Below are 16476 nucleotides of genomic sequence, written 5' to 3' on the forward strand. Positions count from 1 at the left end.
CCGGCATGTCCCGGTTTCTGCAGAACGTGTCCCAGTTTCTGCCGGTTTGCGCACGCCATACCGGCAGAAACTGGGACATGCGCGGTCGGGCGGATGCGTCGGCCGCCGGGTCAGCCCTGGAGGACGAGACGGAGCTGCTCGATGGCCCAGTCGAGTTCGGTCGCGCGGATGACGAGCGGCGGGGCGATGCGGATCGTCTGGCCGTGCGTGTCCTTGACGAGCACGCCGCGACGGAGCAGCCGCTCGGCGACCTCGCGGCCGGTGCCGACGGCGGGGTCGATGTCGACGCCCGCCCAGAGCCCGGCGGTGCGGACGGCGGTGACGCCCTCCCCCACGAGCGCCTGCAGCTTCGCCTCGAGGTGCTCGCCGAGTGCCCTGGCGCGCTCCTGGAACTCGCCCGTCGCGAGCATCTCGACCACGCGGAGCCCGACGGCGGCGGCCAGCGGGTTGCCGCCGAAGGTCGAACCGTGCTCGCCGGGACGGATGACCCCGAGCACCTCGCGGTCGGCGGCGATCGCGGACACCGGCAGGATGCCGCCGCCCAGGGCCTTGCCGAGCACGTACACGTCGGGGACGACACCCTCGCGCTCGCACGCGAAGGTGTACCCGGTGCGGCCGAGACCGGACTGCACCTCGTCGGCGATGAAGAGCACGTTCCGCGCCGCGGTCACCTCGCGCACCCGGCGGAGGTAGCCCTCGGGCGGCACGACGACGCCGGCCTCGCCCTGGACCGGTTCGATGAGCACGGCGGCGGTGTGCTCGTCGATCGCGGCCTCGAGGGCGTCCGCGTCGCCGAACGGCACGAGCGTGAACCCGGGACCGTACGGACCGAAGTCGTCGTGCGCGGTCGGGTCGTCGCTGAAGCCGACGATCGTGGTGGTGCGGCCGTGGAAGTTGTCCGCGGCGACGATGATCTTCGCCGCATCCGCCGGCACGCCCTTCACGCGGTACGCCCACGCGCGCGCGGTCTTGATCGCGGTCTCGACGGCCTCGGCGCCGGTGTTCATGGGCAGCACGAGGTCCTTGCCGCAGAGCTCCGCGAGGGCGTCGGCGAACAGCCCCAGCTTGTCGTTGTGGTACGCACGGCTGGTGAGCGTGAGGCGGCCGAGCTGCTCCTGCGCGACCGACACGATCGCCGGATGCAGGTGGCCGAAGTTCAGCGCGGAGTACGCCGAGAGCAGGTCGAGGTAGCGCTTGCCCTCGACGTCGGTGACCCAGGAGCCCTCACCGCGCGCGATGACCACCGGCAGCGGGTGGTAGTTGTGCGCGAGGTGACGCTCCTCGGCCGAGATGATGCCGATGGTGGCGGTGTCCAGGGACGGGGTGGTCATGATGGGCCCTTTCAGCGACGCAGCTCGAGCGTGCAGCACTTGATCCCGCCGCCACCGAGCAGCAGCTCGGACAGGTCGACGAGCACCGGGTTGTAGCCCCGCTCGCGCAGCTGCGCGGCGAAACCGGTCGCCCGGGGGGAGATGAGAACGTTGCGGCCGTCGCTCGCGGAGTTCAGGCCGAACACCGCGCCGTCGGCGTCGGAGACGCGGATGGCGTCGGGGAACCGCTCGGCGAGGATCCGCTGCCCGGCCTCGTCGAACGCGCCCGGCAGGTAGGCGATGTTCGCGTGCTCCACGCCGCCGTCGCCCTCGACCGGGTCGAGCACGGAGATGGCGGTGTCGAGGTGGTAGAAGCGCGGGTCGACGAGCTTCAGCGAGACGACGTCCTTGCCGAACACGTCGCCGACCTCGCGGTGGCTGTGGTCGGTGGAGCGGAAGCCGGTGCCGGCGAGGATCGTGTCGCCGACGAGCAGGAAGTCGCCCTCCCCCTCGTTCACCTCGACCGGCTCGACGACCTCGAAGCCGTTGTCCGCGAACCAGCGCATGAAGGCCGGCCCCTCGGGCGCGCGCTCGTCGAAACGGAACTTCGCACCGTACGCGACGCCGTCGATCACGAAGCCGCCGTTGGCGGTGTAGACCATGTCGGGCAGACCCTCGATCGGGTCGATGAGCTCGACCTCATGGCCGAGCTCCAGGTACGTGTCGTACAGCGTCTGCCACTGGGCGACGGCGCGGGCGGTGTCGGTCGGGTTCGCCGGCTCCATCCACGGGTTGATCGTGTAGCTGACCGTGAAGTGCTCCGGCCGGCACATCAGGTAACGACGGTGCTGCTGGACGCGGGTGGGGGCTGTCGAGTCGGACAAGTCGGCTCCTTCGGGACGCGGCGGACGCTGTCCTTTGGCCCGGCGGAGCTTCGGGAAGCCGGCGGCCCGGGCACGCCGCATCCATTGTGTCACGCACCGTCCGGAACCGTCCGAGCAGCGGCGCCGCCGCATCCGTCGCGCCCGCGGGGCACCCGCCCGCGCGTGCACAACTGCGGAGATCGTCCCCGACACGCCGTCGGCGGCCCGGACGGGCCCGGCGTGTCGGGTGGGATCTCCGCAGTTGTGTCCGGGTCAGCCGAGCGAGAGCGCGGTCCAGGAGACCGGCGGGAGCGTCACGGTGAGCACGCCGTCGGCGACATTCGCGGAGTCGTTCGGATGCGGGGCGACCCGCTCGCGGTCCTCCAGCGTGTTCTTCGCATACACGTCGTCGTCGCTGAGGGTGTGCGACTCCAGCACCCCGACCGCGCCGAGGGCCGCGACGTCGACCGTGACCGTCAGCGGCTCGGTGCGGCTGCGGTTCACCAGGAACACCGCGCTGCGGCCGGCCTCGGCGTCGTGGGTCGCGACCGCGTCGACGAGCGGCACCTCGCCGTACGCCTCGGTCGTGTAGGTGGGCGACTCCAGCGGCAGCCGCAGCGCCTCGCCGCGGGCGAGCCGGGAGGTGATCGAGAACGGGAAGAACGTCGTCTGCCGCCATGCCGGGCCGCCCGGCTCGGTCATGATCGGGGCGATCACGTTCACGAGCTGCGCGAGGGAGGCGCTGGCCACGCGGTCAGCGTGCTTGAGCAGCGAGATCATCAGCCCGCCGAAGACCACCGCGTCGGCGACGGAGTAGACGTCCTCGAGCAGCCGCGGTGCGACCGGCCAGTTGTCGATGCCCTCGATCTTGTCGACGCCGTGGAACCGCTCGATGTACCAGACGTTCCACTCGTCGAACGAGATGTCGATGCGCTTGTTGCTGCTCTTCACCGCACCCACGTGGTCGGCGGTGGCGACCACGGTCTCGATGAACCGGTCCATGTCCACCGGCGAGGCGAGGAAGCTGTCGAGGTCGCCGCCGCGCTCCTCGTAGTACGCGTGGCAGGAGATGAGGTCGACGTCGTCGTACGTGTGCGAGAGGACGACCCGCTCCCACTCGCCGAAGGTCGGCATGTGGGCGCTGGAGGAACCGCAGACCACGAGCTGGATGTCGGGGTCGAGCTGCCGCATCCCCTTCGCCGTCTGCGAGGCGATCTTGCCGTAGTCGTCGGCCGAGCGGTGGCCGAGTTGCCAGGGGCCGTCCATCTCGTTGCCGAGGCACCACATGCGCACGTCGAACGGCTCGGTGCGGCCGTTGCGGATGCGCTGCTCGCTGAGCGCCGTGCCGCCGCGGATGTTCGAGTACTCCAGCAGATCGATCGCCTCGAGCGTGCCGCGGGTGCCGAGGTTCACGGCGAGCATGAGGTCGCTGCCGACCTTCTCGAGCCACGAGGAGAACTCGTGGAGACCGACCTCGTTCGTCTCGGTCGAGTGCCAGGCGAGGTCGAGCCGGCGCGGACGCTGCTCCTTCGGGCCGACCGAGTCCTCCCACCGGAAGCCGGAGACGAAGTTGCCCCCGGGGTAGCGGATCGTGTCGACGCCGAGCTCGCGCACGAGGTCGATGACGTCGGTGCGGAAGCCCTCGGCGTCCGCGCTGGGGTGCCCGGGTTCGTAGATGCCGTCGTACACGTGCCGGCCCAGATGCTCGACGAACCCGCCGAACAGCTTGCGACGGACGGGCCCGATCGAGAACCGGGGGTCGACGGTGAGGTGGGCGTTGGGCATCTGACTGCTTTCTGTGGTGGGGATCGGGGAGGCGGCGGATGCGGTCACTTGACGCTGCCGAGGGTGAGTCCGCCCTGCCAGTAGCGCTGCAGGAGCAGGAACGACAGGAGGAGCGGCACGACGGAGATGAACGCGCCGGAGGTGATGAGGTTCCACACCTGCTCGCCGCCGGCCCCCGCGTTGGAGAGCGCGAGCCAGCGGTTGAGGCCGACCGTGACCGGCAGGGTCTCGGGGCTCGTGAGCATGGCGAGGGGGAGGAAGAAGTTGTTCCAGGTGCCGACGATCGACAGCAGCAGCACGGTCACGATCGCGGGACGCAGCAGCGGCACGACGATCGTGGTGAAGGTGCGCCACTCCCCCGCGCCGTCGATGCGGGCGGCGTCGAGGAGTTCGTCCGGCACCGCGTCCTGCGTGTAGACCCGCATGAGGTACACGCCGAACGGGTTCAGGAGGGAGGGCAGGATGACCGCCCACCCGGTGTTGATGAGCCCGTACTGGCTGAGCAGCATGAACTGCGGGATGACGAGGGCGGTCAGCGGCACCATGACCGAGCCGAGGATCATCCCGAACACGACCCCGCGGCCCCGGAACCGGTAGATCGCGAAGCCGTAGCCGGCGAGCACCGCGACGATCGTGGCGCCGATGCCGGAGACGAACGCGTACAGGAAGGAGTTCCCGAGCCAGCGCCAGTAGATGCCGCCCTGATGCTGAAAGAGCCCGGCGACGTTCGTGAAGAACTGTGCGGGGTCGTCGAACCAGAACGCGGGGCTGGAGAAGAGGCCGCCGGTGCTCTTGGTCGCGGCGACGAAGAGCCACCAGATCGGGATGACGAAGTACAGAGCGAGCACGACCAGCAGCACGTGCGAGCCGATGCGGCGGCCGCCCTGGGTGGCAAGGCGCTGCCGGCTGCGCTCGCGCCGGTCGGGGCGTGCGCCTGCGGTGACGACGGCCCGCGTGTGGTCCGCGGTGGCGGCGGTGGGCATGGCGGCCATCACTTCAGTCCGTTCTGCTTGCGGGTGAGGAAGAGGAAGAGGAACGAGCCGACGAACACCACGGCGGCGAGCGAGAACGCGATCGTCGAGGCGTAGTTGAACTGGCTGTAGCTGAACGCGAGCGCGAACGCGTACATGTTCGGCGTGTAGTCGGCGGGCAGGGCGCCCGACGCGATCGAGCGCAGCACCGTGGGTTCGGTGAAGAACTGCAGCGTCCCGATGAGCGCGAAGGTGATGACCATGATCATCGAGGACGCGATCATCGGCACCTTGATGCGTGTGGCGATCTGCCAGCCGTTCGCGCCGTCGATCCGCGCGGCCTCGTAGATCGCCGGGTCGATCGAGCGCAGCGCGGCGTAGATGACGATCATGTAGTACCCGGCCCACTGCCAGGTGACGACGTTCACCAGGCTGCCGAAGATGGTGCCGCTGGCGAGGAAGTTCGGCGCGTCGAGGCCGAACAGGCCGAAGATCGTGCCGGCCGGGCCGAACCGCGGGCTGTAGAGGAAGCTCCACATGAGTGCGCCGATGACGACCGGGATCGCGTACGGCGCGAAGATCAGCAGCCGCGACAGCTTCGCCAGGCGGCTCGCGAGACTGTCCAGGAGCAGCGCTGCGACGAGCGCGACGAGCAGCTGCGCCGGGATCATCACGAGCGCGTACAGGGCGACGCGGCCGAGACCGCCGAGGAACAGCGGGTCGGTGAACGCCTTGAGGTAGTTCGCCGCGCCGACGAACTTCGTCCCGGTCGCGAGGGTCGAGCTGAACATGCTCATCCCGAACGCGTAGATGAGCGGGAACACCAGGAACGCGGCGAACACCACGAGGAACGGGGTGATGAACAGCCAGCCGACGCGCTGTCGACGCCGGATGCCGCTGGCTCGCCTGCGGGCGGGCGGCGCCGCCGCGGGGGCGGCCGTCGCTGCGGGAGCGGTCATGGGGATGCCTTCCGTCGGGCGGGACGGGCCGGTGGGACCGGCCCGTCCCGGCGGGTCACTGCAGCTCGAAGCCCTGCTCGGTGGCGTAGGTCTCGAGCGTCGCCTGCAGGTCGTCGAGGGCGGTGGCCGCATCCTTCTCGCCGTCGACGACGACCGCGGTCACCTCCTCCTGGAGCTGGTCGTAGGCGTAGTTCTGGAAGGGGCTGAACGTGAAGCCGGTGTAGCCGGCGGCGGCGTCGAGGAACACGTCCTTGTTGATCTGCTGCCCGCCGAAGAACGGGTACTCGAGGTCGCGGAAGTAGTCCGACTCGAGGACGGGCCGCCACAGCGGGAACAGCGCGGCCTGCTCGATGCCGATCTTCCACGCCTCCTCGGTGCCGAAGATCTCCTTCGCGACGACCGCGGCCGCCTCCTTGTCCTTCGCCTGCGAGGTGACGGCGAAGGTGGAGCCGCCCCAGTTCACCTGGACCGGGTTCGCGGTGTCCCACTGCGGGATCGGCGCGGCGCGCCAGACGGCCGCGTCGTCGGTGCCCTCGAGCCCCTGCAGGTAGCCGGGGCCCCAGGCGGCGGCGACGTAGATGGCGTAGCTGCCGTCGACGAGCTTGGTGTTGTAGTCGGCGGTGAACGCCTCGTCGACCGCGACGAGCCCGCGCGCGGCGAGGTCCTCCCAGTAGGCGAGCACGTCCTTCGAGCCCTGGTCGTTCACGTCGATGCCGATCTCCAGCGGCTCGGCGCTGTCGTACGCGAACGGCACGGAACCCGCCTGCGCGAACAGCGCCTGCGTGAAGGCGCGGCCGTTCGGCGGGAAGTTCGCGAGGACGCCGGGGGCGCCCGCATCCTTCAGCTGCTGCGCGGCCGTCGCGAACTCGTCCCACGTGGTGGGGGCGGCGATGCCGTACTGGTCGAGGATGTCCTGGCGGTAGAGCATGCCCATGGGGCCGCCGTCGACCGGGATGGCGTAGACCGCGTCGCCGCTGGAGACGTCCTTCCACGCACCCTCGGTGTAGTCGTCCTTCACGTCGCCGGCGCCGTACTCGGACAGGTCGACGAGCGCGTCGCGGATGGAGAAGCTCGAGAGCACCTCGGCCTCGAGCATGATGACGTCGGGTGCGCCGCTGCCGGACTCGATCGCGGTGGAGAACTTCGTGTACTCGTCGTTGCCCTGGCCGGCGTTCGTCCAGCAGATCTGCACGTCGTCGTGGGATTCGTTGAACAGGTCGACGACCTGCTCGAAGGCGGGGTACCAGGCCCAGACGCTCACCTGGGTGGCGTCGGGCTGCAGGATCTCGTTCGTGCAGGACGCCTCGGCGGCGCCGCCGCTGCATCCGGTGAGGGCGGCTGCGGTGACGGCGACGGCGCCGACCCCGGACAGGACCTTGGTCTTCATCGGCTGTGTTCCTCTCGTGCTGCGGACGGCGTTGTCTCGAGCGACCGACATCGACGCGGTCCGCTCCACATCGAGATCAGTCTTTACAACGTTGGAAAGTAAACGTTGTAAATGACATGATGCGGATGCGACGGGGCGCTGTCAAGAGGTGTGACGGACGCCCGCACGGGACGCCCGCACCGGTGCCGGGGTCAGGCGCCGGTGGACGCGCAACGTTCAGGCGCCGGTGGACTCGCGGTGCTCGATGCGGAAGTCGGCGAGGTGCAGGCGGGGGGTGCGCCCGGACGCCGGGTCGGCGATGCGCTCCTGCAGGATGCGGACGGATTCCCGCGCGATCCAGGGCCGGCCGGGGTCGACCGTGGTCAGCGACGGGATGGAGTACGCCGCCTCGTCGAGGCCGTCCCATCCGACGACCGCGACGTCCTCGGGGACACGTCGGCCCGCTTCCTGGAGCACCCGCATCGCACCGAGGGCGAGCGTGTCGTTCAGGCCGAACACGGCGTCGAAGTCGACGCCCCGCTCGAGGAGCTCCCGCATCGACCGGGCGCCGTTCGAGCGGTGCCAGAGGGTGGTGTAGCCGACGAGTTCGTCGTCGTACGGGATGCCGGCCGCATCCAGGGCTTCCCGGTAGCCGCGCAGGCGGAGCCCGGCGGAGCCGATGACCTCGCCGTCGTGCGCGCCGACGACGGCGATCCGGCGACGGCCGGCGTCCAGCAGGAACTCGGTCGCGGCGCGCGCGCCCTCGACGTTGCGCATCGTCACGTGGTCGACGGGGGCGTCGAAGATCCGCTCGCCGAGGAGCACGAGCGGGTACGGCACGGCGAGACGCTCCGCATCCTCCTGCCCCATCCCGAGGGGGCTGAAGATGAGCCCGTCGGTGAGCTTGAGGCGGGGGCTGCGGAGGAGTTCCAGCTCGCGATGGCGGTCGCCGCCGGTCTGTTCGACGAGCACCACCATGCCGGCGCGCTCCGCGGCCTCGATGATGTCGGCGGCGAGTTCGGCGAAGTAGCTGAGGCCCAGGTCGGGCACCGCCAGCGCGATCGCGCCGGTGCGCCCGGAGCGCAGGTTCCGCGCCGTGAGGTTCGGCGTGTAGCCGAGCTCGGCGATCGCCTGCTCGACCTTCTCCCGGGTCGCCGCGCGCACGTGCGGGTAGTCGTTGATGACGTTCGAGACGGTCTTGATGGACACGCCGGCGAGCCGCGCCACGTCATGCAGCGTCGCCGCCATCGCCCCACCTCCAGTGCCGCCACCCTACAACGTTGTACCCCCGCATCCGCTCCGCCCCCGCCCCGCGCGGGGCCGCGACGCGGCGTGCACAACTGCGGAGATCGTGCGCGACACGCCGGGGAACCGTCGGCCGGGCGCGGCGTGTCGTGTGGAGTTGCTCGCTTGATGGCGGTGTTCTGTGATCGTTCGGTGGCGCCGGTCAGCTCCCGATGACGAGTACGCTGGCGGCGGCTTCGACGACGTCGTCGGTGATTGTCTCGAGTTCGTTGATCTTGAGGATGCGGTTGATCTGGGGGAACAAGCGCTCGAGGAGGCGGAAGTTTCCGCGGGTGATGCGTTCGATGGCGGCGACGGCTTGGGCGTCGGTGAAGTCGTCTGGGTTGAGGGTGCGTCCGAGGCGTGTCCAGTGTCGGTCGAGGACGAAGAGGAGTTCGTCTCGGCCAAGGGCGCGGTAGCGGTGGGAGAACCCGAGGCGGCTGTAGAGCTGGGGGTAGTGGCGGAAGCGTTGGTCGATGCCGGGCATGCCGATCAAGATGATCGCGAGATGGGTACGGTCGTGTTCGTCGCGAAGCAGCTCGAGCGCGGTGGGCGTGAGGCGCTCGGCTTCGTCGACGATGAGCAGTTCGACCCACCGTGTGGTGTCGGCGGTGTTCACTCCGGTGACTTTCCCGATGGTGCGGAGGTGCTCGTCGATACAGATGCCGACTTTGACACGCCATCTGCTGATGTCTCCCATGAGGTCTCTGGGTCGCGGGAGGACCTCGGGTGTGTAGAACACGGTGCGGGAGCGATGCGCGAGCGCGTAGTGTTTCGCGTCGTCCTCGCTCCTCGGGCCCCACGCGGTGATGAAAGGCTGGAGGGTGTCCCAGTTGGCGTAGCGGCGGGCGGAGTTGGTCTTTCCGACTCCAGCGTCACCGTGGCAGATGCCGATGGTGCGTTCCTTCTTCACCGCGTTCGCGAACTCGGTGAAGCGGCGGTGTTCCTTCGTGACGATGAAGCTCTGGGTCATCACTCCTCCTCGTAGGTGCGGAGTCGTTTCTTGGGCGGGGTCGAGTCCGCGAGGTGGGGTTCTTCGCGGTGGGCGATGGTGGGGATGCGGTCGTTGATGGTGCGGCGGAGTTCGTGGCGGCGGGCGCGGCGGGCGGCTTCGATGTCTCGGAGGCTGAGGCGGGTGTTGGGGTGGGCTTCGTCGACGGCGACGCAGATGAAGGTGCCGTGGTCGTAGACGCGGATCTCGGAGAGGTCGCGGGGGTCGTAGCGGATGGTGACTGCGTGTCCGACGAACGGTGCGAGGGTGGTCGCGAGATAGCGCTGGCCTTGGAAGTGGATGCCGTCTCGTTGCACGGTCCGATGCGTGGGCACGGTGAGCAGCAGGCCGTCGAGCTCGTTGAGGGTGTCGGGCATGCGGGGTATCCAGCCGTCCGCGACCCATGCGTCGCGTGGGGAGATGCCGAGCGCCTGATGGGTGCGCTGGTTGTAGGTCGCGATGAAGGCGCCGATCGCTCGGTCCAGGCCCGGGAGGTCGAGCACGGGCTGCGGGTTGCGGTTCCCGGGGCCGAGGTGGCCGGGGAGGGTTGGGAGGACTTCGGTGTTGATGGTGCCGAAGAATCGCTCGATTTTGCCGCGCCCCTGGGGCCTGTCGACGGTCGAGAAGATGAGCCGTAGGTGCAGCTCGATGGCGGTGCGTTCGAGGTGGTGGCTGGTGAAGTCGGAGCCGTGGTCGACGTGCAGCACATCGGGGATTCCGCACATCGCCCACGCGGGGTCGGTCTTTCGCCAGATCGCCTGCCGCAACGCGAGCGCGGTGTTCAGTGACGAGGGCGCTCCGGTGAAGACCATGTATCCGCAGATCGCGCGGGAGTGATCATCCATGACGGTTGTCAGCCAGGGCCGGTCGGGCTTCCCGTTCGCGCCGATGATGAGGATGTCGAGTTCGGTATGGTCGGCCTGCCAGATCTGGTTCGGCCGTTGTGCGCGACGGCGGAACACCAGCTCGTGACGATCGCGGTAGGACGCGGGACCCTCCAACGCGAGGGTGACGAGTGCGGGGTCGAGGGCCTGCACGATTTCTCGGACGGTCGCGTAGCTCGGCGCCGGCCTACTCTCGCGTAGGCACTCTTCGACGATGAGTCGATGCAGCGTCGCGATTGACGGACGAGGCCGGGTCAGGGCGAGCCGCTCGATGGCGGCGACGGTTGCGGGGTCAGTGCGTCGGCTGCCCTTGTCTCTTCGTGCGGTGTCGTCGAGTCCTGCGAGCCCGTGTTTCTCGTAGAGCTGATGCCAGCGTTGGAGCGTCCGCGTGCCGATGCCGCTCTCGCGGGCGAGGGCCGCGAGGGGGATCTGATCTTCGACGTGAAGTCGGAGGATCCGCCACCGCTCGAGGCCGTCCATGAGCCGCTACATCGCTGCGCTCTCGCGGGCCGCATGGACCTGCTGATGGCGGTAGAGCGTCGCGCGACTCCACCCGACGAGACGAGCGGCGTCCTCGGCGGTGCGGCCGCGCGCTCGCGCATCCGCGGCAATCGCGAGCTTGTCCGCGATCACGACCGGGTCCGACAGAGGCCGGCCAAACCGGGTCCCGTTCGCTCGGGCGGCTGCGATGCCGGCGTTGACCCGTTCGACGATGAGCTCCCGCTCGTACTCCGCGAGCGTGGCCAACATGTTCAACATCAGCCGGCCCGTCGACGTCGACGGATCGATGCCATCCGAGATCGACCGCACCTGCACGCCGCGCTCGCGCAGCAGATTCACGGTGTTCAGCACGTCGATCAGGGAGCGGCCGAGGCGGTCGACTCGCCAGACGACGACGGTGTCGCCGTCTTCGGCGTACTCGAGGAGCTTCTTCATCCCGGTCCGCTCGATCGCGGTCTTGCTCCCCGAGGTGACATCCGCGAAGACGTCGCGCTTTTGCACCCCGGCAGCAACGAGCGCGTCGAGCTGCAGCTGCGCGTCCTGACTCGACGTACTCACGCGCGTGTATCCGAGAAGCCTCACGAGCCCATTCTGACTCGGAAACACCCTTTATGACCCCTGCTGAGACGAATTATGGCGAGACGCCTTTCTGAGACGACGCGCATCCCGAGATTTCGGGCAAAGGGGCGCTGTCGAGGGCCACTTGGTCCGGCGTCTCAGAAAGCTACTGGTTTTTGAGGCGCGCGCCGATCCTCCGCTGTTGGAGCGTGGGTGAAGGGTTCAATCGGTCTGAACGACCGGTAGCCCCGTCGCGGCTGCGGCGTCTGCGAGCGAGCCGAGGTTGCGTACTTGGGTGAAGCCTGCGTCCTCCATGAGGTCGACGGCGGCTGCGGCGCGTTGACCTGAACGGCAGTAGACGACGTAGTCGGCGTGGGGGTCCAGGTCAGGGATTGCCGTTTGCAGCTCGCCGGCGGTGACGTCGAGCAGGAGTGCCCCATCGAGATGCCCTTCGGCGTGTTCGGCGGGTGTGCGGACGTCGATGACGATCGCATCCGAGCTAACCGCAGGTTGGGCGGTGGTCGGCGCGGTGCAACTCGTGAGCGCGAAGGCGGCGACGAGTGCGGTGACTGTAACGAGGGCGAAGCGACGCATGGGGTCCTTTCGGGGGTTTGGGGTTAGAGGTTGCAGGAGCGGTCGGCGCAGTGATGTGTGGGGTGTCGGCTGAGACGGCGGTGGAGGTGGCAGCCCGCGCACCAGCCGAAGATCGCTTCCAGGGCTAGGAGGATGAAGCAGACACCGCACAGGGCGAGTACCCCCTGGAGGGGGATAGCGCCGGAGCCCAGCGCGACGCATGAGACTGTGGCGATGCCGACGGCTAGCCACCACGCGAAGGCCTTCTGCGGGGCGCCGACCCAGCGCGGGAAGTGGGAGCGGCTCGCGAGTCGTCCCAACGCCAGGGTGATCGACAACCGATCACTGACGAGGAGACGGGTCAGCATGTCGAGCAGGAAGAACATTCCGAACATCTGCAGCGGGCGAGTCGTCCCGAACGCGAGTGCGGCGGTGGCGGCGAGAAGTCCGAGCGTCAGCAGGAGACCGGCCGCGATCCGGACCGCACGTTCATCGATGACAGGCCCCTGGTAGCCCTCGATGAGGGCACCAACGCGCGGGAGGACGACAGCGGGGGTGACGGACATGAGCGATTCCCGGAGGGTCATAGAAGAGGTGCGAGGCGCAGGATCGTCGCTGTGAGCATGATGATGCCCACGCCCAGGACGAAGAAGCCGAAGCTTTTGCGGAGCGTGGGGGCGGACAACTTTCTGGCGAGCAGCATCCCGGCGACGGAGCCGACAACGGCGAAGGCGGTGAAAGGAAGAACGGTTTCCCATGGGATCGCGGTGGCGAACACCTGTGCGGCGAGTCCTGCGGTGGAGTTCAGTGCGATGACGAGGAGTGATGTGCTGGTGGCCGCGGCGATGGGCAGACCGAAGATCAGCAGCGCGGGGACGATGAGGAAACCACCTCCCGCCCCGAGCAGCCCCGTGAGGAACCCCACAGACACCCCCATGATCACGACGCGCAGGACATGAGAGCTGCGCGCGCGAGGTCGCTCGGGTGGGGCGGGTGTGCGACGGCCGCGGATCATCGCGAGTGCCGTGGCGATCATGATGCCGCTGAAGAGAATGGCGAGGAGGGAGTCGGGCACGAACCGCCCCAGAGATGCACCGCCGAGCCCGCCGAGCATCCCTGTCGCCCCGAACGCGACACCGACCCCCCATTTCACGGTCCCCGTTCGCGCGCGTATCAGGACGGCGATGGCGCTGGTCACTGCGACCACGAAGAGCGAAGACGCGATCGCCTCTCGCGTTCCCATGCCCAATATCAGGGTGAGGACGGGGACGGCGAGGATTGAGCCGCCTCCGCCGAGGAGCCCGAGCGCGACGCCGACCACGGTCGCGAGGATCATCGCGGTGATGATGGGCAAGGTCAGTCGGGCTCCTCGAGGGGTCAGGCGGCGTTCGCGGCGGGCTGCGCCGTTGCGGCGAGCCAGGCGCGGTAGCTGCCGTCGATCTCGATGACGTCGTGACCGGCTCGACGCAGGGCGCTGGCGACGACGCTGTTGCGGACGCCGCTCTGGCAGTAAGTGAGGATGACGCCCGAGCTGGGGAGCTCATCGGTGTGCCAGAGAGCGCGACCGCCGGAGAGTTGGGCGGCACCGGGGATGTGTCCCGCGTTGTATTCGGTGCGGTTGCGCACATCGAGCAGGAGGGCGTGCTCCACCTGGTCGATGTCCGTGGGGGCGATGGTCTTCGGCTGAACGAGCCGCAGTCCGTCGAGGGTGTCGGTGAAGCCGTGGACAGCGTCGATCCCCACCCGCAGCAGGTGGTCGCGGAACCGCCCGGCCGCGTCAGTCGAGTCGGCCAGAATGACGAGGGGGCGTGTTTCCGTCTCAGGGTCGTAGACCCAGGCGGCGTAGCTGGCGGCTTTCGCTTCGCCGGGGACGTTGAGCGCGCCGGGCACGGTGCCCTGGTGTACCTGCGCGTGGTGGCGGGTGTCGATGAGGATGACGCTGTCTTCCTCCAGCGCAGCGGACAGGTCGGAGGCGTCGATTTGCGGCAGCGGTGCGAGCTTGCCCAGCAGAGCGGGCCCGGTGCGGTTCTGCCGCTTCATCCGGGCGAAGTAGGCGTGCGCATCAGGTTGATCATCGAGGAGGGAGTTGATGAAGCCCTGCTCGTCGCCGGCGGCCAGGTACGGTGCCCACCAGGCAAAGCGTCGCTCGTATCCGACCGTGGAGGTGGGGACAGCGCCGAGGGCCTTGCCGCAGGCCGAGCCGGACCCGTGTGCGGGGAGCACCTGGACGTAGTCCGGGAGGGTGAGGAAACGGTCGCGAAGGCTGGCGAACAGATCGCGCGCGCCCTGGAAGCGGGTGTCGATACCGCCGGCGGCTTCATCCAGCAGGTCGGGGCGGCCGATGTCGCCGACGAAGACGAAGTCGCCGCTGAGGAAGTAGCCCGGGTCGGAGGTGGCGGCTCCATCGGTGACGAGGAAGGAAAGGTGCTCGGGGGTGTGGCCGGGGGTGTGCACTGCTTCGAGGGCGATGTTGCCGAGGGTGATGCGCTGACCGTGCACCATCCGGGTGGCGTCATCGAATCCGGAACCGTACTGCCAGTCGGGCCCGCCCTCGGCGGAGACGTACATCGTCGCTCCCGTGCGGGCAGCGAGTTCGCGGGTGCCGGAGAGGTAGTCGGCGTGGATGTGAGTCTCGGTGACGGCAGTGATGGTCATGCCATGCTTCGCGGCGAGGTCGAGATAGACCTGCACGTCGCGGCGGGGATCGACCACAATCGCTTCACCGTTCCGCTGGCAACCGATCAGGTAGCTGGCGTGCGCGAGGTCGTCGTCATACAAGCGTTCGAGGAGCACGGGGATCTGCTTTCGCGGGGTCAGTGCGCGCAGGTGCAGCGCTGGTCTTCGGGAACGTCGGCGAGGGCGTCGTCGATGTGTTGGCCGCAGCCGGCCCACGTGGGCTTGCCGCAGGAGGGGCAGGTGATTTGAGCGCACACGGTCAGGCAGCCGTCTCGGCAGCCGCGATCTGGCGGCGGACATCATCCATGTCCAGCTCGCGGGCTTTGGTGATCAGTTGCTCGAGCTGCGGGGCAGGCAGAGCACCGGGCTGCTTGTACACCAGCACGCCATCGCGGATCACCATCAGCGTCGGGATCGAGGTGATGCGGTGAGCCGAGGACAACTCAGCTTCCGCTTCGGTGTCCACTTTCGCGAACACGATGTCGGGGTGCTTCTCCGACGCCGCCTCGAATACCGGAGCGAACGAGCGGCACGGGCCGCACCAGGCCGCCCAGAAGTCGATGAGGACGATCCCGTCTGCCTGGACGGCCGGGCCGAAGGTCTCGTTCGTGAGCTCAGTGGTGGCCATCGTCGGTCACCGCCCGAACAGGCGCGAGAAGAACCCGCCCTGCTTCGACTGTGCAGCCTGCACCTCACCGCGCGTGTGGTTGCCATTGCACCACTGCGACGCGGGCACCGACGCGCGTACCGAAGACACGTGCTGGCCGCAGCCCGCCCACGTCGTCTTCCCACAGGTCCGGCACTTCGTAGCTCGACACATGTTCTCTCCCTTTCCGGTGATACCCCAGGGGGTATATCTGAACCTGGACGCCCAGGATACTCCGGGGGGTATAGTTGTTGTCAACTCGACGGAAGGAACCGCTCATGGGCAGTGACCCGCAAGGCCCTGACTCGCTGCTGCACGATCAGGAGGCGAAGCGAAAGGTGCTCAACCGTCTGAAGCGTGCGCAAGGACAGCTCGCCGCGGTGATCGGCGCCGTTGAAAACGACGCACACTGCCGCGACGTCGTTCAGCAGCTCTCCGCCGTCTCTAAAGCTCTGGATCGGGCCGGCTTCCTCGTCATCTCCACCGCTCTTCGCGACTGCATGACCACGCCGGAGGCGGATAACGTCACCAACCCCGACGAGCTGGAAAAGCTCTTCCTCTCCCTCGCCTGATGACCACGCGAAACACGCTCGTCATCCACGTCTTCGCCGAGGACGCCGCGGTTCTCACCGCCGCGCTGCGCGTTGCCCGAAACGCCGTTGACGATCTCAGTCCCGACGGCATCGTGCAGCTCGTCGTCCAGGGCGGCGCGGTGCGGGGCCTGGTCGCGGACGGTGCCTATCGAGACGATCTCGTCGCAACGATCCGCAGTGCGGGCGTACAGGTGCTGGCGTGTCAGAACAGCATGAGCCGAGAAGACGTGGACGCTGATTCTTTGCTCGAGGGGGTGTCAACCGTTGCCGCGGCCGTGGGCTACCTCGCTCAACAACAATGGGCAGGCGCCGCCTACGTACGACTGTGATGCATCCAGCACCTGTCACGCCATCCGCACGCACCGGTATCGCAGCTGTGACCTCTTCTGCGTGATGGCAACTAGTCCGAGAGCGACATTTCTGCGCAAAACTCTGAAGTCCCACCGACGAGCATCCCTCCAGCAAGGCGGCCCAGCCCCGACCTGAGCCCTGCGAGAACCGAGCTGCTGTAGACAC

The 16476-nt window shown here is 68.4% G+C and carries 17 protein-coding genes; 2 read left to right on the forward strand and 15 right to left on the reverse strand.

From position 1 onward, the window contains the following. Positions 1–110 precede the first annotated feature (110 nt). From rocD to trxA, 15 genes are all read right to left on the reverse strand, one after another. Positions 111–1331 (reverse strand): ornithine--oxo-acid transaminase, encoded by a 1221-nt coding sequence (gene rocD / locus ACWAUO_RS02460; RefSeq protein WP_460772768.1) that lies wholly within the window; start codon positions 1329–1331, stop codon positions 111–113. 11 nt (positions 1332–1342) lie between these two features. Beyond that, positions 1343–2143, reverse strand: coding sequence for a dimethylargininase (gene ddaH / locus ACWAUO_RS02465; protein ID WP_460773279.1), 801 nt, complete (start codon positions 2141–2143; stop codon positions 1343–1345). Positions 2144–2446: 303 nt separating this feature from the next. Continuing rightward, a complete protein-coding gene (gene arfA / locus ACWAUO_RS02470; RefSeq protein WP_460772770.1) occupies positions 2447–3958 on the reverse strand; it encodes an arabinosylfuranosidase ArfA in 1512 nt (503 codons plus the stop codon). A 44-nt stretch (positions 3959–4002) separates the two neighbouring features. After that, entirely contained in the window at positions 4003–4941 is a 939-nt protein-coding gene (locus ACWAUO_RS02475) for a carbohydrate ABC transporter permease (protein WP_460772771.1), read from the reverse strand. 8 nt (positions 4942–4949) lie between these two features. After that, positions 4950–5888 (reverse strand): carbohydrate ABC transporter permease, encoded by a 939-nt coding sequence (locus ACWAUO_RS02480; protein WP_460772773.1) that lies wholly within the window; start codon positions 5886–5888, stop codon positions 4950–4952. 55 nt (positions 5889–5943) lie between these two features. Further along, positions 5944–7275, reverse strand: a complete 1332-nt coding sequence (locus tag ACWAUO_RS02485) for an ABC transporter substrate-binding protein (protein ID WP_460772775.1) — start codon at positions 7273–7275, stop codon at positions 5944–5946. Between the two features lie 216 nt (positions 7276–7491). Further along, positions 7492–8502 carry a LacI family DNA-binding transcriptional regulator gene (locus ACWAUO_RS02490; RefSeq protein ID WP_460772776.1) on the reverse strand — a complete coding sequence of 337 codons (1011 nt, stop codon included), beginning with the start codon at positions 8500–8502 and terminating at the stop codon, positions 7492–7494. Between the two features lie 199 nt (positions 8503–8701). Next, the gene (locus tag ACWAUO_RS02495) at positions 8702–9511 is read right to left on the reverse strand and encodes an AAA family ATPase (protein ID WP_016463902.1); all 810 of its coding nucleotides are present in this window, start codon (positions 9509–9511) and stop codon (positions 8702–8704) included. Next, on the reverse strand, positions 9511–10893 hold the full coding sequence (locus ACWAUO_RS02500) for a transposase (protein WP_460772778.1): 1383 nt from the start codon (positions 10891–10893) through the stop codon (positions 9511–9513). Before ACWAUO_RS02500 ends, ACWAUO_RS02495 begins: the two co-directional genes overlap by 1 nt. 6 nt (positions 10894–10899) lie before the next feature. Next, on the reverse strand, positions 10900–11496 hold the full coding sequence (locus ACWAUO_RS02505; RefSeq protein ID WP_036282733.1) for a recombinase family protein: 597 nt from the start codon (positions 11494–11496) through the stop codon (positions 10900–10902). Positions 11497–11694: 198 nt separating this feature from the next. Beyond that, a complete protein-coding gene (locus ACWAUO_RS02510; protein WP_016463905.1) occupies positions 11695–12066 on the reverse strand; it encodes a rhodanese-like domain-containing protein in 372 nt (123 codons plus the stop codon). 23 nt (positions 12067–12089) lie between these two features. Beyond that, positions 12090–12611, reverse strand: coding sequence for a DUF4395 family protein (locus tag ACWAUO_RS02515; RefSeq protein ID WP_036282995.1), 522 nt, complete (start codon positions 12609–12611; stop codon positions 12090–12092). A gap of 17 nt (positions 12612–12628) precedes the next feature. Beyond that, positions 12629–13399, reverse strand: coding sequence for a sulfite exporter TauE/SafE family protein (locus ACWAUO_RS02520; protein ID WP_016463907.1), 771 nt, complete (start codon positions 13397–13399; stop codon positions 12629–12631). A gap of 23 nt (positions 13400–13422) precedes the next feature. Beyond that, positions 13423–14838 carry an MBL fold metallo-hydrolase gene (locus tag ACWAUO_RS02525; RefSeq protein ID WP_016463908.1) on the reverse strand — a complete coding sequence of 472 codons (1416 nt, stop codon included), beginning with the start codon at positions 14836–14838 and terminating at the stop codon, positions 13423–13425. Positions 14839–14980: 142 nt separating this feature from the next. Beyond that, positions 14981–15349, reverse strand: a complete 369-nt coding sequence (gene trxA, locus ACWAUO_RS02530) for a thioredoxin (RefSeq protein ID WP_016463909.1) — start codon at positions 15347–15349, stop codon at positions 14981–14983. A gap of 296 nt (positions 15350–15645) precedes the next feature. Here trxA and ACWAUO_RS02535 point away from each other — a divergent pair, with 296 nt between their 5' ends. Together ACWAUO_RS02535 and ACWAUO_RS02540 are read left to right on the forward strand one after the other, a co-directional pair. After that, a complete protein-coding gene (locus ACWAUO_RS02535; RefSeq protein WP_016463910.1) occupies positions 15646–15939 on the forward strand; it encodes a metal-sensitive transcriptional regulator in 294 nt (97 codons plus the stop codon). Next, positions 15939–16289: a DsrE family protein gene (locus ACWAUO_RS02540; protein WP_016463911.1), complete on the forward strand. Its 351-nt coding sequence runs from the start codon at positions 15939–15941 to the stop codon at positions 16287–16289. Before ACWAUO_RS02535 ends, ACWAUO_RS02540 begins: the two co-directional genes overlap by 1 nt. The last annotated feature ends 187 nt before the right edge of the window (positions 16290–16476 follow it).

The sequence above is a fragment of the Microbacterium sp. GXF7504 genome, from assembly GCF_054798235.1.

Excerpts from the sequence above, each read along its gene's own strand:
- ACWAUO_RS02495 (WP_016463902.1), bottom strand. The coding sequence starts at position 9,511 with ATGACCCAGAGCTTCATCGTCACGAAGGAACACCGCCGCTTCACCGAG.
- ACWAUO_RS02500 (WP_460772778.1), bottom strand. The coding sequence starts at position 10,893 with ATGGACGGCCTCGAGCGGTGGCGGATCCTCCGACTTCACGTCGAAGAT.
- arfA (WP_460772770.1), bottom strand. The coding sequence starts at position 3,958 with ATGCCCAACGCCCACCTCACCGTCGACCCCCGGTTCTCGATCGGGCCC.
- ACWAUO_RS02540 (WP_016463911.1), top strand. The coding sequence starts at position 15,939 with ATGACCACGCGAAACACGCTCGTCATCCACGTCTTCGCCGAGGACGCC.
- ddaH (WP_460773279.1), bottom strand. The coding sequence starts at position 2,143 with ATGTGCCGGCCGGAGCACTTCACGGTCAGCTACACGATCAACCCGTGG.
- ACWAUO_RS02480 (WP_460772773.1), bottom strand. The coding sequence starts at position 5,888 with ATGACCGCTCCCGCAGCGACGGCCGCCCCCGCGGCGGCGCCGCCCGCC.
- ACWAUO_RS02485 (WP_460772775.1), bottom strand. The coding sequence starts at position 7,275 with ATGAAGACCAAGGTCCTGTCCGGGGTCGGCGCCGTCGCCGTCACCGCA.
- ACWAUO_RS02535 (WP_016463910.1), top strand. The coding sequence starts at position 15,646 with ATGGGCAGTGACCCGCAAGGCCCTGACTCGCTGCTGCACGATCAGGAG.
- ACWAUO_RS02490 (WP_460772776.1), bottom strand. The coding sequence starts at position 8,502 with ATGGCGGCGACGCTGCATGACGTGGCGCGGCTCGCCGGCGTGTCCATC.
- rocD (WP_460772768.1), bottom strand. The coding sequence starts at position 1,331 with ATGACCACCCCGTCCCTGGACACCGCCACCATCGGCATCATCTCGGCC.
- ACWAUO_RS02475 (WP_460772771.1), bottom strand. The coding sequence starts at position 4,941 with ATGCCCACCGCCGCCACCGCGGACCACACGCGGGCCGTCGTCACCGCA.
- ACWAUO_RS02510 (WP_016463905.1), bottom strand. The coding sequence starts at position 12,066 with ATGCGTCGCTTCGCCCTCGTTACAGTCACCGCACTCGTCGCCGCCTTC.
- ACWAUO_RS02515 (WP_036282995.1), bottom strand. The coding sequence starts at position 12,611 with ATGTCCGTCACCCCCGCTGTCGTCCTCCCGCGCGTTGGTGCCCTCATC.
- trxA (WP_016463909.1), bottom strand. The coding sequence starts at position 15,349 with ATGGCCACCACTGAGCTCACGAACGAGACCTTCGGCCCGGCCGTCCAG.